Raw genomic sequence first — 14,465 nt, forward strand, 5'->3', positions numbered from 1 at the left:
TCAGATAATTATAAAACGTCCTGTATCAGTTCATTAGTTCAACAGACTCCAATCTAACGCAGATTCTGATAAAAAGAAATTTATTCATTAAAACGACAGAAGTAAAAAAGACATAAAGCACTGCAATTATTGAACATGCGCAATATCGGCGGGGTGAAACTATGAAAGAAGGTCGAGCCGGTGGTGGTATTCTTTAACGCGTGGTAAACATAGTTTATTGAACCTTGTTTCCACAAAAGAAAGGAGCCACTCATGTTTTACGCCGGCATCGACCTTCACAAACAGAGTATCACAGTTTGCGTCGTAGATAAACATCTTAATGTTCAGATACGGAAACGTCTGATGTGTGCGAACGAGTCTGCCATCATTGCATTTTTCACAGAGCTGGGGCTCTTTCGTGCTGTTGTCGAAGCGACAGCCAGCCACGAATGGTTCGTAAAACTCATTGAATCCCTGGCTGAGAAAGTCGTTCTGGCTCACCCCGGCAAGCTACGGATCATTGCTGAATCCACACGAAAAAGTGACCGTCTTGACGCTCAGATTCTGGCCGAGTTTCTGGCACTGGACATCATTCCCACTTCTTACCGGGCAACGCCCAGGCAGCGTGATCATCGCTGCCTGGTTCGCCAGCGCAACACCATTCAACGCTGGATCACCTCGGTCAAAAATCGAATCCGTCGTATCATGAGTAATTACAATGCAGATCGGCAGGATCTGTTCAGCAAGGCCGGTCAGGAGTTTGTCAGCACATACTCCCTTTCAGCGGCAGACCGCTTCTCCATGGACCAGCTGATTGCGGAATGGAATTTCTTTCGCCAGCAGTTACAGGCTGCCAATCAGGCCCTGAAAGGTTTTGCCAGTGCAGCTCCCATTCGTGAGCAACACCAGCGGGAACTGCTCCAGAGTATCCCGGGAGTTGGCTTTGTGACCACCGAAGTCGTGTTGTCGGAGATTGCGGACATCGATCGTTTCGACTCACAGAAGCAGGTCGTGGCCTATGCTGGCCTGGCACCAGGACAACGGGAAAGTGCCGGGAAGAGTAAAGAACTGCACATCGAGAAGTCTGGTTCCCGGCATTTGCGCTGGGCTCTTGTGGAAGCAGCTTGGCAACTGGTTCGCCGGGTCCCACGTTGGAAAACGATCTATGAGAGATTGAAAAAACGTTTGAAAGCCAAAAAAGCAATCGTGGCAATCGCCCGACGTCTGCTGGGAATGATGGTGGCAATCATGAAATCAGGCGAACCGTTCTCAGTAACACACCAGCCTTCCTGAAGCAGGCTGTTAAATAATTCAGATTGAACTACATGAAAACAGAGACAACATCAATCGGAAACGTGTGAACGACCCCGATCGGGCTTATGAAGGCGAGGAGATTTCTTTGACCTTCGCCAGGGTGAATGGGGCGTTCTTCGTATACCAGTTTAATGGCGACGATCTGAAACAGCGATCGATCCCGAATAGATGATTGAGCGTACCGCTTGATTAAGTCTCAGAAAGGTACCCATGCGCGAAGAATAAAACCACTTGACAAGATGCTCTTCATAGATAAGCCCGAATAAATTCGGGCCGAGCGCAGCGAGCAGGAAACTGACAGTGTTGCGTTCAAGAAAGAAACAGCTCGCTTGTGCTCAAGACCGTTCTTTACCGAAGTCTGAAAGAGAAATACCAGGTCGTATCTTCCCCCTGACAATTTCCTGTTGCCTCCGGCAATATCGGATTGCATCCGATACCACCCGCTTTCTCTCCCGTACTCTCCACTAGAATTTTTCGTGTCTTTCGTGGTAGAAAATAATGCCGAGCCATTCGCGGAGAAAATTTTCGAGCCCCTTAGTGGTCCTTACCGCCCGTCATAACCAAACACCCCGAGCACCCGCACCGGCTCCCCCTCTGCCAGTAACCGAATCCGATGCTTCCCGAACGGCAGCTCCAGCACGCCGCGACGGTTCTCAATAAAATGGTCCCTCCCCTGCGAATCGGTAAACGGCTCATTGGTCGGCTGTGCCCAGACCTGTTTACCATCCACTTCCGCCACCAGCGTCCCTCCTGCCGGATCATCCAGCCAGGCGATCGACAGCTCATCCGCCTCGACTTCAATTTCCAGCGTCTCACCCGGCTGCAGTTGGAACGCCTTCTTCCCATACGGAGCCCCCCACTTCGATTCGAATGTCTTTACCGCAGATGTCCCCCGCCAGTCCTTTGAGTCGATGCCATAGAACCGGCGGTTCAGACCCACTTTGCAGTCCACGGTGTTCAACCGCGCATTCTTATTGGGAATTTCAATAATATGTCGATCGCCGCGCGACAGTCGTCCATGCACGAACGTCGAATTTCGTGGATTGGGTCGCGACCAACTGTGCCGTCCATGTCCCGCGTGTTGCGCCGGCTGACCATCGATCTGCAACTGCATCTTCTCTCGTTTGTTATCCGCCCAGAGATTGAACGCGGCGTCTTCCAGAATCATCATCCGCCCGTCCACAATCCGCGGACTGTCGGCAGCGAACCGGACCATCTCCCCTTCCCAGTTCGCCGTAAAGTCATTCATCCGCGCAGGTAGCTGCTGTTGAGCGATTCCCGGCTGCGGATCGTCGGGCATCTCGAATACCTGCTCCAGCTGTTTGAACCAGATATAATGACTGGCAGCACCAGGATGACCGCCATCAGGAGCAATCGCATACTGATTACACGTCGTCTTCAGATCGATCAACAACTCTCCCAGATCGACAAACGGAATTCCGTAATGCGTACAGAGCTGCTGCATCGGCCCGGTCATTGAATTTGGCTGCCCTTTGTCGCGGATCCACATGCACGAAACGAACTCCACGCCAGGATAGTGCCGCTGAAACCAGCGAATCGCCCCTTCATACGCGGCGATTTCATCGGGACGGTCAATATGCTCATTGTGTCCATGCCCGAAGATTACCAGATCAGGACCGGGCTTTTTTCCGTTTTCAAATAACGCAGGATAAAGTTCCTGCCACGACTTGCCAGTCGGGTGCCCGTTCTCATTCGGACCAGGGGGCAGTTCCAGCGCCGCGTACTCTTGAAAGCCGCTATGCGATTCGCCGATCGATGAGCCATCGGCGGCCATCACGTTCAGCAGAATCCTGTCGACCGGATAATGAAACTTCCGCAGCAGTTCCCGTCGCATCCGTCCGGTATACATAAAATAATGTTGCGACCAGCCCACATAATCCTGCAGTTCGGGTCGCCCCATCCGCTCTGCGATCAACTGTTTCATCGCATCGGGCTTTCCCGGTCGGGCCTCGACCAGAGGCTCTTTATAATGCGGACTCGCGGGATCTTCGTCGTAGAAATACAACCGCGGATTGGCACTCCCCCGATCGATACTCGACCCCAGTGTCAGAATTGACACCGGCTGGCCCGTTGTCAGCTTTTCCATCGTGCGGGGAATCTGGCGATACAGGTCCGGCAGCGCGCGGGACGCGGCAGCCTCAGTCACCGCCTGATCCCCTTTAACCAGCGCAGGCGAATCAATCCAGACCCGTTTGTCAGAGTCATTCACAAATTCCACCAGCACACCCACCACATTCCGGAACGTAGCATCCGATTCCCGCTGATGTTTAAAACGAGGATCGACCTTAAGACCATTCACTTGCAGCTGAAATTCTTCTCCGGTCTCCTTCGCAGACGCCTCCCGCTGCGGCGCACGGATCAGCTCCCCCCGCCCATGCTTCGCAAACGTCCGCTTATCGGGCAGACGAAAATCCGCCGGCGACCACTCACCATCGTCACTTTCAATCAGCATCAGACAGAGCCGCACTTTGAGGGCGCCGCTTGTTTCCTGGTACCCGTTGACCGACAGGCTGACCGCATCGCCTGACTTCAGTCCCAGTTCCGGCAGCGTCGCAAACTGCCAGATCCGCTTGCCCGGCAGAAGCTCCACCACATTCCTGGTTGGCTGGAGCACCAGTTTCCCGTTGCCCTTCCCGGCAATCACATCTCCCCAGCGATCCGTATTCCAGCAGAGAATCGAGCGGCCCGGCTCTGTTGCAGTCGACTTCCGCAAGCGAAACTCCGGATTCTGCAGGAGGTTCTGCACTGGCTTCGTTTCCTCAGCGCAGACAGCGGAAACCAGGGAACAGGCAACAACAGACAAGAATATAAGAAACACGTTTTTCACGGCAGATCTCTCAGGTAGGGGAATTCAGGAAGTAGAAATAAGTAAAGAATCACCTTGATCATACCGGAGACCACAACCGATTCACAAGAAAACAAAGTCGCCCCAACACTGAAAACAGATCAGGGGGTGGGCCCGAATGCAATTCGGGCCGAGCACAGCGAGCAGGAAACCGACAGTGTTGCATTCAAGAAAGAAACATTTTGTCTGCTCTCAAATCATCTCTGCTGAGGTCGGACAGAGTAAATAACAGATTGTACTTTTGCACTGACAGTTTCCTGTTGCCTACGGCAATACCGGATTGCATCCGGTACCATCCACATTCTTCCTCGCACTCCCATCAGAAACCTTTTCGTGTCTTTCGTGATAGCATTAATTTCGCTGTAGCACACGTTGCGTATGTATCAGCACCAGTGGTATCGCGGCCCGGACTACCGAAAATGTATGCCCTCCTTTGAGCTCCACAAACTGGTGCGGCAGTCCCAGTGCAATTAACCGGTCGCGAAATTGCTCGTTCATCGTGCGGTCAAATGCCTGATCTGCGGTGATGATCAGCACTGATGTCCCGCGTAGTTTTTCCGCGCCGTGGATCGGATTGAACTGTTTCCACACCGCTTCATCGGAACCGAAACGGTCGACAGGCACTTTGTAGGATTGCCCCTCGGGTAATCCACTACGTGGAAAATCAAGCAGACCGATGATCGAACTGACCGCGGCAAACCGACCGGGATGTCGTTCAGCAAAGCGCACGCAGCCAAAGCCTCCCATCGACCAGCCGGCAATCGCCCACTGTTTTTGAGATGTCGGCAGTTCATACTGCTCAGAGACAATCGCCAGCACCTCTTCCAGATACGTCTCATACACATCCTGCTTGCGCTCCGGCGAATTGATGTACCAGCCATCATCGCCGTCCGGCAGAATGACAAACAAGCCGGAATCCAAAAGCTGCTGGCGGATCAGCTTGTCATCAATCAGCGATCGCTCATGCCGCCCCCGCCCATGCAGAATGACCAGCGTCCGTCGCTCCGCAGGTTTGATCGACTGCCACTCTTCAGGCAACACAACCACCGCCCGCTTCGTTTTTTTCAGGCTCGCACTCTCAAACGAAACCGCCTCCACCCGCGGAAAGAGCTCCTCGGTTTCCAGCTCTGCTGCACTCAACACAGATACCCATAAATTCATCACCAGGCCAACACACATCAGGCAACTAAAAATACGTTTCAGATACATCTCACTTTCCTACCAGTTTAATCTTCATGGGTGGGCCCGAATAAAATACGGGCTGAGCGCAGCGAGCAGGAAACGGTCAGTGTTGCACTCAAGAAAAAAACAGCTTGTTTGCTCTCAAGATATCTTTACTGAAATTGGAAAGAGAAATTCCAGGTCGTACTTCTTCACTGTCATTTCCTGTTGCCTGCAGCAATACCGGATTACATCCGGTTCCACCCTTTATTTTTCAAATCACATTATTAATACACCCGCACCTCACACACCCGCGCCTGATCCACTCCGTTCGTCGCAGTTACGACAATCCGCAACTGTTTCAAAGTGATCTCCAATTCCAGTTGATGCACTCGACGCCGCTGAACATTCCCCGTAACGTTAACAATCTGTTGCCAGTCAGAACCGTCGTGCACTTCAATCTGATAATCCCGCACCGTTTCCGGCTGCGCCTGTCCCCACTGCATCTTAGCAGTATAACCATCATGATGGCTCAAAGTCAGATGCCGATGCAAGCCCGTATCGAAAATCAACTGGAGCGTCTGAACTTTTACTGAATTTTCCCATTCCAACTGCAGTGTTGCTGGTAAGCCTTCCGCAGGATCGGACAGCCAGCGATGCCCGCCGGGAAAGGCGCGCCCCTCGGGTGCGCCGGCTGATCCGTGCACACTTCGCGTCTGTCCCGAGACCACATGACACGCTTCAAATCCAGCCTGCTCACTGCTGGCAGTAACACTTGCGGAGCGAGCGAGATCATATACATCTTCGTTTCGAATCCCGACCAGATACACATCATCGCGTAACAACTGCTGCTGTATCTGCGACATGATTTTCGAATTCGTGCTCAACTCAGTTGGTTCCTGCTGTTGCTGAATCGCCAAAGCCGCCGCCGTCCCGACTCCCTGACCGATCGTTGCACAGGTCGCCATCACTCGGGTTGATGAAAACGCGACATGCGTCGCAGAAATATTGCGTCCGGCAAACATCAGATTTTTACGATTATTCGAAACACAGGCCGCAAGCGGTATGTCATATAAATGAGGCACCGGATGCTGTGTGCAGGGCTCCAGCTCCGGTGCATCGATGCCTTCCGGTGGATGCAGATCCAGCGACCAGCCACCATAGGCAATCGCATCCGGAAATTCGCGGGATGAGAGCAGATCATGTTCGGTTAAAATATGTTGCCCGATGAACCGGCGGCTTTCGCGTTTACCTGGTACGAATCCAAACCAGTCCAGCGCCCAATGTGCCGCCTGAAATGGATCTTCGCCGGCGGGCGTTCCCTCCGGTCCGTTTTTCACATGATCCCAAATGCCCATGACGATCGCCAGCAGTTCATCGCGGATGTGTTCATTCTCTTTAATGGTATCCAGCATACCGCCCCACTCGGCCCACCAGTAACCATACTCGTGTGTCGGCTCCTCTTCGCCCGGCGTCGCATAGAGTCGCAGCTTCAACTCTGCGGGATCAAACTTCCGCGCCCAGTCGGGCGCCACAAAAGGCATCGGCCGGTCATGACGACGCGCCTGCATCAGAATGGTCGATCCCAGTCGATACTCGTCCGCTGCTTCCGGAGCCAGACTTTCATTGAACTGTTTTTGACTTTCTCGCCCTTCCATAAACAGCGCCCCGGCTTCTGCAGCCATTCGTCCATCGCCGGTACAGTCAATAAATATCTCCGCGTTGATCGTGAAACGGTCTTCTGTACTCTGCCGTTCTGCAGTCGCACTCTCAATCCGGTTGCCATTCAATTGAACCGCAGTCACACAGGTATTGAGCATCAGTGTGAGATTGGGGTCCGCCTGGCATTTCTCATACAGAATCAGATCGAACATGGAAGCAGACCGTTGCGGATTGCGGACACAATTTTCCAGCCGCAATTCTTCAATGATCCCCCCTTCTCGAGCCTCTGTCTCCAGCTCTCGCCCCCGATCAAAACGGCCCGTGCCATTCGCGCCGACGATATGCATGCGGACTTCACTCGATGCGTTCCCCCCGAGCACCGAACGATCCTGACACAAAATCACCTTTGCCCCACACCGCGCCGCAGCCAGCGCCGCACAGCAACCAGCCATCCCTCCACCGGCGATAAGAATCTCAGTTTTTAGAATATGCGCTTCCAGAATCGTCATGTTGATTTCATAACCCTTTTCATTTGACACATAATTTAAATGCCATATAATAACCAACACTACTGACTTTTCAATATATTATGCAATTATAGCGAACTATAATGACACTTATTCAAAAAACACCATCTCATTCACTGGCCCTGGAACTCTCCGAACGGATTCGACATCGGATTCAGTCCGCTGAATTTACGGACGGTGATTTTTTCCTGACCGAAGCCGAGCTGGCGGAAGAATATCAGGTATCGCGTCGCATTGCCCGCGAAGCCGTCAACCGCCTGTGTGCCTTGGGACTGCTGGAAGGACGCAAGCGCAAAGGACTGATCGTCCGCCATCCCGATCCGGTTGAAGTCTGGGCAAACTGCCTGCCTTCACTGGCACGTTCGCAGGAAAAACTGGCTGAACTCGCATCCTTCCGCTATGCGCTGGAAGTCGGTGCGGTCGAGTTGGCCATCAAAAATGCCAGTGAAGCACAGATTGAACAGCTGGCTGAACTCGCCGAACAGTTCAAACAGATCGCCCGCCAGAAGAAAGACCGCCCGCGCCGCATCGAAGTGGAGCGTCAGTTCCATGGTCTGATTCTGAAGATGTCCGGCGTGCCACTGATCGCCGATATGCAGAAACTGTTGGCCGCTCTGTTTGAAACTTCATATCCGACACGAAAATCTCCCATGCTGGATGATGACATCAACGAACGTATTATCTGGCAGCACTTTGAACTGGTCAGTGCGATACAGGATCGCGACGTCGAACGGGCACGCTCAGTCATGCGGGCTCACTTGAAATACCTGTTGATGCCGGAACGGGAAATCGACTGAAAAACCAAGACATTATTTCAGAAAGCGTATCACCATGAAAAAAACACAATTCTGCCTGATCCCCCTGCTCACACTGCTCTGCTGCAGCATGCTGACAGACGCTCCTCTCCCCGCTGGGGAGAATACAGACTTACCCAAGGTGGAAGTCAGCAATGTCCATCAGGTTTTCGACAACGGCGAGCACAATGCGTTTACCGATATGATTGAATTCAAAGGCAAATACTATCTCACGTTCCGCACCTGCCCGGGGGGGCATATGCTGTTCCCGACTTCGCGAGTCCTGATCATGCAGAGTGATGACGCCAGAACCTGGAAACAGGTCGATGAATTCTCGGTCCCCAAACGCGATGTCCGCGACCCGCATTTTCTGATCTTCAAAGATAAACTCTTCGTCTATACCGGCACCTGGTATTGCGGCGACTCTGCTCCCAAAACACGGACGATCAATGAACACCTGGGCTTCGCCGTCTGGTCCGCCGATGGAAATGAGTGGTCAAAACCGATCATGCTGGAAGGAACCTACGGTCATTATATCTGGCGGGCTGCCGCCTATAAAGACAAAGCTTACCTCTGTGGGCGTCGCATCCGGCACTTTGCACAAGGCGATAAGGATCGCGAACTCATCGAGACGGCAATCCTGGAAAGCGACGATGGACTGGTCTGGAAAACCGCCAGCCTGTTCAATGAAAAACAGGGAGACGAAACTGCGTTTCTGTTTGAAGAGAATGGCGACCTGCTGGCTGTCGGCCGTAGCGGCTCGAATCCGGCCTGGGTCATGCGATCGCGGCCCCCGTTCGAAAAGTGGGATCGGAAGCAACTCGACCGCTATATTGGCGGTCCTTTACTGGCCAAGTGGGGTGATCGTTACCTCGTGGGAGGCCGTCAGCGCAAAAACGGGAAATATGTGACGTCACTCTACTGGTTCAAAGACGATCAACTGCACGAATTCGCTTCACTTCCCAGTGGTGGAGACAACTCCTACCCCGGCATTCTGATTCTGAGCCCCGATCACGCCTTGATCTCTTATTATTCCAGTCATGAAAAAGACGAGGATGGTAAACCGATCACTGCAATCTATATGGCTGACCTGAAACTGAAAAATAAATAACCGCAATCCCCTGGAGTTCAATAAGGGAAAGTGTCCTGCGGGAGACTTTCCCTTTTTTTCACACCACATCACAGTACAATAGCGATGTCTGTTGCTGCATTCTGAATGAACCGCTTTCACTTCAAAACTTGACGACACCGATATATCACGATATATTAAACGGGTTAAAGTATACCGGTCTCAAACGTACTAGCAGTGGACGCTGATGGAAGATACATCAAAAAATCTCACCGAATACTCTTATCAGTATATCAAACAACAGATGGAACAGAACGTGCTCTCGCCGGGCGCCCGACTTGTGAACCGCAAACTGGCTGCGGAACTGGGGGTGAGTGCGATTCCCGTACGCGAAGCGATCTGCCGTCTGGCATCGGAAGGCTTCGTGGAACACATCCAGGGGTCCGGTGCCTTCGTCCGGGAGATTGGACGCGAAGACCTGGACGAGCTGTACGTGCTGCGTGATCTGCTCGAAAGTTTCGCAGCCGGCGAAGCAGCCCTGTATATCACACCGCAACAACTGGACGATCTGCAGTTTATCATTGACGAGATGCGTGAAATCACTGCTTTGCTCAATGAGCGGAACGCAAAACACACCACGCCAGCCCAGTTCAATCGCTGGGTGGACTGCGAAACCGAATTTCATGAAATCCTGATCGAAGCCTCGCGAAACCGACTGCTGAAAAAAGTCATTCAGGAACAGCGGGCGATCACCGATGTCTTTTATGCCCTGCGGCAGTTAAAGCATAAGATCATCACTCCTCAAAGTGCAGAAGAAACCTGTGCGGGCAAAGAACAGATCCTGGCAGCGTTCCGTAACCGGGATGCAGATCTGGCCCGTCAGATTATGAGCGAACAGATCCAGGCAGGCCGTCGCGACGTCCTGGCTTTCATGCGAAAACAGGAGCGAGGTCGCAATGCAACTTAAACAGCTGGAAACAGGGATCCTGTTCAAAAATGCAAAACCGCATGTCAAAAGCGTGCACGCCTACTTCCCCTCGGTCGCATCCCTGCCTGATGGCTCGCTGCTCTCGATGTATATGCTGGGAGAAGCCTTTGAAGCGGTCGACCTCAAACTGCACCTGTCGCGATCGAAAGACCAGGGACAGACCTGGGAATATCAAGACTCGATCGACACCAGTGTAACCGGGCGACAAACTTCCACTTTCGGGCGGCTTGCAGTCACGGAAACAGGAGAGCTGATTGCAAATCTGGTTCGCTTTGATCGTACCGATTTCCCCGGGGAAGGCTTATGCAATCCACAGACACTGGGTATGGTCCCCTGCGAACTGCTAATAATCCGCTCCCTCGATCTGGGTAAAACCTGGTCAGAGCCAACTCTCGTTACTCCGCCACTCGAGGGCCCCGAATTCGAAATGTGCAGCCCGATTACGATCCTCAATGATGGCCGCTGGATCTGGCCCACTTCCACATGGCGAGGCTGGAACGGGGATTTACCCAATGGAAATCGCATGCTGGCGCTGGTCTCCCGCGATCAGGGCAGTTCCTGGGGTGAATACCTCGATATCATGCACAGCGAAAACAATAACCTGATCTTCTGGGAATCCAAAGTTGTTGAATACCCTGAAGGACGTCTGTTGGCGGTAGCCTGGTGCTACGACGAAACATCGTCAACCGATCTCCCCAATCACTATGCAATCAGTGATGACGGCGGAATTTCCTGGTCGGAACCTGCTTCCACACAGATTCAAGGCCAGACTTTGACTCCCTGCCTGCTCGAAGATGGCAGCCTGCTGAATATCTATCGTCGCATGGATCAGCCGGGACTCTGGGCCTGCCTGTCTCGGATCGATGAAGAGGGCAACTGGATCAACGGCGACCAGCAGCCACTCTGGGGGCACAATAAGCTGGAAGGGATTACGTCCACGGGAGAAAACATGTCCGATAATTTCGCCGTGCTCAAATTCGGTGCCCCCCATATTACCCGCCTCCCTGACGGCGAACTGTTTGTCACTTTCTGGTGCTACGAACAATGCGTCAGCGTGATTCGCTGGTTCCGCTTTCAGGTTGAACTTCAATCGATTAAACAAGACCGGAAAACGACCGTCAATTGTTAATCCACTGCTTGGAGTACACACGCGTTTTTCTACGCATCAACAAGAGATAATCCTGATTTCACCCTCTCCCACTGCATTCCTGTCCCAGAATCCACTTCGCTGAAACCCCTTGTTTTTTTTGCCAATCCCCCCTATTCCCGTTGACAATATTTCCAACCCACCACATGATATATCATGATATATAACTATTTCGTAATCACACAATCCTGACACAGAGGCCCATTCCTGTGTGGATTCATATTTTTTAATTCCTATGGGAGACCGGAAAATGATGACACGACATCGAGAAACAGAAACTGCCACCAGGGGATTTACCTTAATCGAATTACTGGTCGTGATTGCCATCATCGCGATTCTGATTGCGTTGTTGTTACCGGCGGTTCAGCAGGCCCGCGAATCAGCGCGTCGCAGCACCTGTAAAAACAATCTCAAACAGATTGGCCTCGCGCTGCACAACTACCATGAATCGCACGGCATGTTCCCCTTTGGTCGCAGTTATACCGACAATTCCACTTCCGCTCCGCAGAACTTCGGTTCCCAGATGTGCTCCACCATGCTGCTTCCATTCCTGGATCAGACGAACGTTTACAATCAGTTCAATTTCCTGGCAGCGTTTAATCACGCTTCGAATGCCCCGATTACCCAAAACAAAATCACCGTGTTCCTCTGCCCCAGCAATCCACAGGATGAGGGCTTGAACTGGACTGGGGCCGGCGGCCCCGACGACTCCTGGGGCAGCCATTATCAGCCAGTCGCGCATAGCGGGCGAGATGGAAACCCCGCACGGGACGGTCAAGACGCAGTCGGTTTTAATAAGGATGGCATGTTTTACCGTAATTCAAAAACCAAATTCCGCGACGTCCTGGATGGGACCAGTAATACACTGGCATTCGCGGAAACGGTTGGCGATGCCCCCGGTTCGCATGAAATCTTTGCCTGGGGCTCCTACGGCGGTGGTGGCGTTGGCGTTCGCAGCGGCATCAATGCCAACTTCCCCCTGCTCACGGGCTGGAGTTGGAACGGCGATGATTTTACCGGACCCGGCAGTTATCACACAGGGGGCTGTCATTTTCTGATGGGAGATGGTGCCGTCCGGTTCATTTCTGAAAACATTGACCTGGGAACGTTGCAGGATCTGACAACCCGCGCAGGTCGTGAAGTAATCGGAGAATTCTAAAACACGTTGACTGTGCCTGACACTCAAAGCTAATACAGAGGCACACTCTTTATAGGTACCAGAAAATGAGCAAACTACATTTCCTCTGCAGCTGCCTGCTTTTCCTGACCGGTTGTGGTCAAGCGACCGATGAGAGGGCGCTGACCCCCGTGAGCGGAACGATCAAATACCAGGGGACACCAATCCAGGAAGGGGTGATTCGATTGGTGCCGGAGCAAGGGAATACCGCCCCTGTAAGAACTACACAGATCAGCGCGGGATCATATCAGTTCACCGATCGCTCCGCAGTCAAACCGGGCACGTACCAGGTAGAGATCAATGCCTACCAGGGGGAAGCGGGACTACCCGGTGATCAACCCGCAGGAAGTTCTACCAGCCGAAAACAATACCTGCCAGAACAATACAATACGAAATCGACGATTGAAACACTCACCATTCCGCCGGACAGTGACCCGGTCCAGCATGATTTTAATCTCAAATAAAAAGGCCTCCCCATGAAATCGCTATTCCATATCCCGCCCCTCTGCCAACTCGGGTTCAGCCTGCTGTTACTGGCTATGATATCGACCGCTAACCCCAAAGACTGTCATGCTGAATCGCGTCTGCTGATCAAAGCCACCAAAGAACTGCCGCGACATGGGGAAGGTGCATTGCTCACGCTCGATAACGGGCGGTTACTTGTCGTTTATACTCAATGGTACGGTGCCACCGGCAACGACCATGATCCCGCGCGGCTTGTCGAAATCCATTCCGACGATGGCGGCACAACCTGGTCGGAACCGCAAACCGTTCAGGAAAACATCGGCAAGATGAACGTGATGTCGGCCAGTCTCGTAAAAACAACCAGTGGGAAAATCTTACTGACCTACATTCGCATCGACAGCAATCGCTTCGCCAATTTATGGTTTAAAGAGTCCAGCGATGAAGGCAAAACCTGGAGCGAACCCAAACAACTGTCACATGGCAAAAAGGGATTAATTTTCACCGTCAACTCAGCAGCCATCCGATTAACATCCGGGCGCATCCTGCTGGCTGCCTTTGGCTCTCCCAGTGCCTGGCAGAAAGACGAACACTTTGTCTCTTTCAGTTTTTACACCGATGACGAAGGTGAGACCTGGCATCGATCAGCCAATGAAGTGGATTGTCCTCTACGGGGTGCAATGGAACCTGAAATTGAACAACTCAACGATGGGCGAGTCATGATGCTCATCCGCACTCAGACCACCCGCATGTATCGCGCTTACAGCAGTGATGGGGGAGAAACCTGGAGTCCTGCCGAGAAAACCGACATTGTACATCCCGAAGCCCCCATGCTGCTGCAGCGTGCACCAGGCAAAGACGCGCCGCTGATTCTGATCTGGAACAATGCAGTTATCCCCGGAGCCGACCATCAGGGACCACGCACGCCGCTGACGCTCGGTCTTTCCTATGATGAGGGAAAAACCTGGGAGAACCTGACCAAAATCGAAGATGATCCCAAAGGCTCTTACTCTTATGCCAGCATGGATTTTCGCAATGATTCGCTGCACCTGGTGTATTACGGCCCGGGGGGACTGCGCTACCAGGAAATCCCATTAGCGACTCTGTTGAAGAAAAACAGTGAGCCCTGACTGACTTCGGTGAAACAGGAAAGGAATAAAGGGGTCACCCATTGTCTTGCTTTCGTGTCGTTTTGTGTTTTTCGTGGTAGAAACATCGATTTCGAGAGTTTCATCGGTTCCCATCGTGATGTGAAACTGGTTTGTACCTCGTCAGTCAGGCGGGTACGTGGGGACTGTTCCTGCGGTTAAGAAGGTTGG

At 52.5% G+C, this 14,465-nt stretch carries 11 protein-coding genes; 8 read left to right on the forward strand and 3 right to left on the reverse strand.

Features of this window, described 5'->3' with window-relative positions; all coding sequences use genetic code 11:
- The first annotated feature begins 252 nt into the window (after positions 1-252).
- Positions 253-1,272: an IS110 family transposase gene (locus ACN0YH_RS26265; RefSeq protein ID WP_417382571.1), complete on the forward strand. Its 1,020-nt coding sequence runs from the start codon at positions 253-255 to the stop codon at positions 1,270-1,272.
- Positions 1,273-1,837: 565 nt separating this feature from the next.
- On the opposite strand, the gene ACN0YH_RS26270 is transcribed toward ACN0YH_RS26265, so the two are convergent.
- The 3 genes from ACN0YH_RS26270 to ACN0YH_RS26280 all read right to left on the reverse strand — a co-directional run bounded on the left by ACN0YH_RS26270 (position 1,838) and on the right by ACN0YH_RS26280 (position 7,521).
- Positions 1,838-4,060, reverse strand: a complete 2,223-nt coding sequence (locus ACN0YH_RS26270) for an SGNH/GDSL hydrolase family protein (RefSeq protein ID WP_417382572.1) — start codon at positions 4,058-4,060, stop codon at positions 1,838-1,840.
- 450 nt (positions 4,061-4,510) lie between these two features.
- Positions 4,511-5,368 carry an alpha/beta hydrolase gene (locus ACN0YH_RS26275; RefSeq protein WP_417382573.1) on the reverse strand — a complete coding sequence of 286 codons (858 nt, stop codon included), beginning with the start codon at positions 5,366-5,368 and terminating at the stop codon, positions 4,511-4,513.
- 239 nt (positions 5,369-5,607) lie between these two features.
- Positions 5,608-7,521 (reverse strand): FAD-dependent oxidoreductase, encoded by a 1,914-nt coding sequence (locus tag ACN0YH_RS26280; protein WP_417382574.1) that lies wholly within the window; start codon positions 7,519-7,521, stop codon positions 5,608-5,610.
- Positions 7,522-7,592: 71 nt separating this feature from the next.
- Here ACN0YH_RS26280 and ACN0YH_RS26285 point away from each other — a divergent pair, with 71 nt between their 5' ends.
- From ACN0YH_RS26285 to ACN0YH_RS26315, 7 genes are all read left to right on the forward strand, one after another.
- Positions 7,593-8,306: a FadR/GntR family transcriptional regulator gene (locus ACN0YH_RS26285; protein ID WP_417382575.1), complete on the forward strand. Its 714-nt coding sequence runs from the start codon at positions 7,593-7,595 to the stop codon at positions 8,304-8,306.
- Positions 8,307-8,340: 34 nt separating this feature from the next.
- Positions 8,341-9,414: a hypothetical protein gene (locus ACN0YH_RS26290; protein ID WP_417382576.1), complete on the forward strand. Its 1,074-nt coding sequence runs from the start codon at positions 8,341-8,343 to the stop codon at positions 9,412-9,414.
- A 205-nt stretch (positions 9,415-9,619) separates the two neighbouring features.
- Positions 9,620-10,339 carry a GntR family transcriptional regulator gene (locus tag ACN0YH_RS26295; protein ID WP_417382577.1) on the forward strand — a complete coding sequence of 240 codons (720 nt, stop codon included), beginning with the start codon at positions 9,620-9,622 and terminating at the stop codon, positions 10,337-10,339.
- Positions 10,329-11,489, forward strand: a complete 1,161-nt coding sequence (locus ACN0YH_RS26300) for a sialidase family protein (protein ID WP_417382578.1) — start codon at positions 10,329-10,331, stop codon at positions 11,487-11,489. Before ACN0YH_RS26295 ends, ACN0YH_RS26300 begins: the two co-directional genes overlap by 11 nt.
- 268 nt (positions 11,490-11,757) lie before the next feature.
- Complete coding sequence (locus ACN0YH_RS26305) at positions 11,758-12,666, forward strand: DUF1559 domain-containing protein (protein WP_417382579.1); 909 nt, start codon at positions 11,758-11,760, stop codon at positions 12,664-12,666.
- A 65-nt stretch (positions 12,667-12,731) separates the two neighbouring features.
- Entirely contained in the window at positions 12,732-13,148 is a 417-nt protein-coding gene (locus ACN0YH_RS26310; RefSeq protein WP_417382580.1) for a hypothetical protein, read from the forward strand.
- A gap of 12 nt (positions 13,149-13,160) precedes the next feature.
- The gene (locus tag ACN0YH_RS26315; protein WP_417382581.1) at positions 13,161-14,276 is read left to right on the forward strand and encodes a sialidase family protein; all 1,116 of its coding nucleotides are present in this window, start codon (positions 13,161-13,163) and stop codon (positions 14,274-14,276) included.
- Positions 14,277-14,465 lie beyond the last annotated feature (189 nt).

Origin of the sequence: Gimesia sp. (genome assembly GCF_048262075.1) — a bacterium.
Classification (GTDB): Bacteria; Planctomycetota; Planctomycetia; order Planctomycetales; family Planctomycetaceae; genus Gimesia.

Excerpts from the sequence above, each read along its gene's own strand:
- ACN0YH_RS26285 (WP_417382575.1), top strand. The coding sequence starts at position 7,593 with ATGACACTTATTCAAAAAACACCATCTCATTCACTGGCCCTGGAACTC.
- ACN0YH_RS26315 (WP_417382581.1), top strand. The coding sequence starts at position 13,161 with ATGAAATCGCTATTCCATATCCCGCCCCTCTGCCAACTCGGGTTCAGC.
- ACN0YH_RS26300 (WP_417382578.1), top strand. The coding sequence starts at position 10,329 with ATGCAACTTAAACAGCTGGAAACAGGGATCCTGTTCAAAAATGCAAAA.
- ACN0YH_RS26275 (WP_417382573.1), bottom strand. The coding sequence starts at position 5,368 with ATGTATCTGAAACGTATTTTTAGTTGCCTGATGTGTGTTGGCCTGGTG.
- ACN0YH_RS26290 (WP_417382576.1), top strand. The coding sequence starts at position 8,341 with ATGAAAAAAACACAATTCTGCCTGATCCCCCTGCTCACACTGCTCTGC.
- ACN0YH_RS26305 (WP_417382579.1), top strand. The coding sequence starts at position 11,758 with ATGATGACACGACATCGAGAAACAGAAACTGCCACCAGGGGATTTACC.
- ACN0YH_RS26265 (WP_417382571.1), top strand. The coding sequence starts at position 253 with ATGTTTTACGCCGGCATCGACCTTCACAAACAGAGTATCACAGTTTGC.
- ACN0YH_RS26310 (WP_417382580.1), top strand. The coding sequence starts at position 12,732 with ATGAGCAAACTACATTTCCTCTGCAGCTGCCTGCTTTTCCTGACCGGT.
- ACN0YH_RS26295 (WP_417382577.1), top strand. The coding sequence starts at position 9,620 with ATGGAAGATACATCAAAAAATCTCACCGAATACTCTTATCAGTATATC.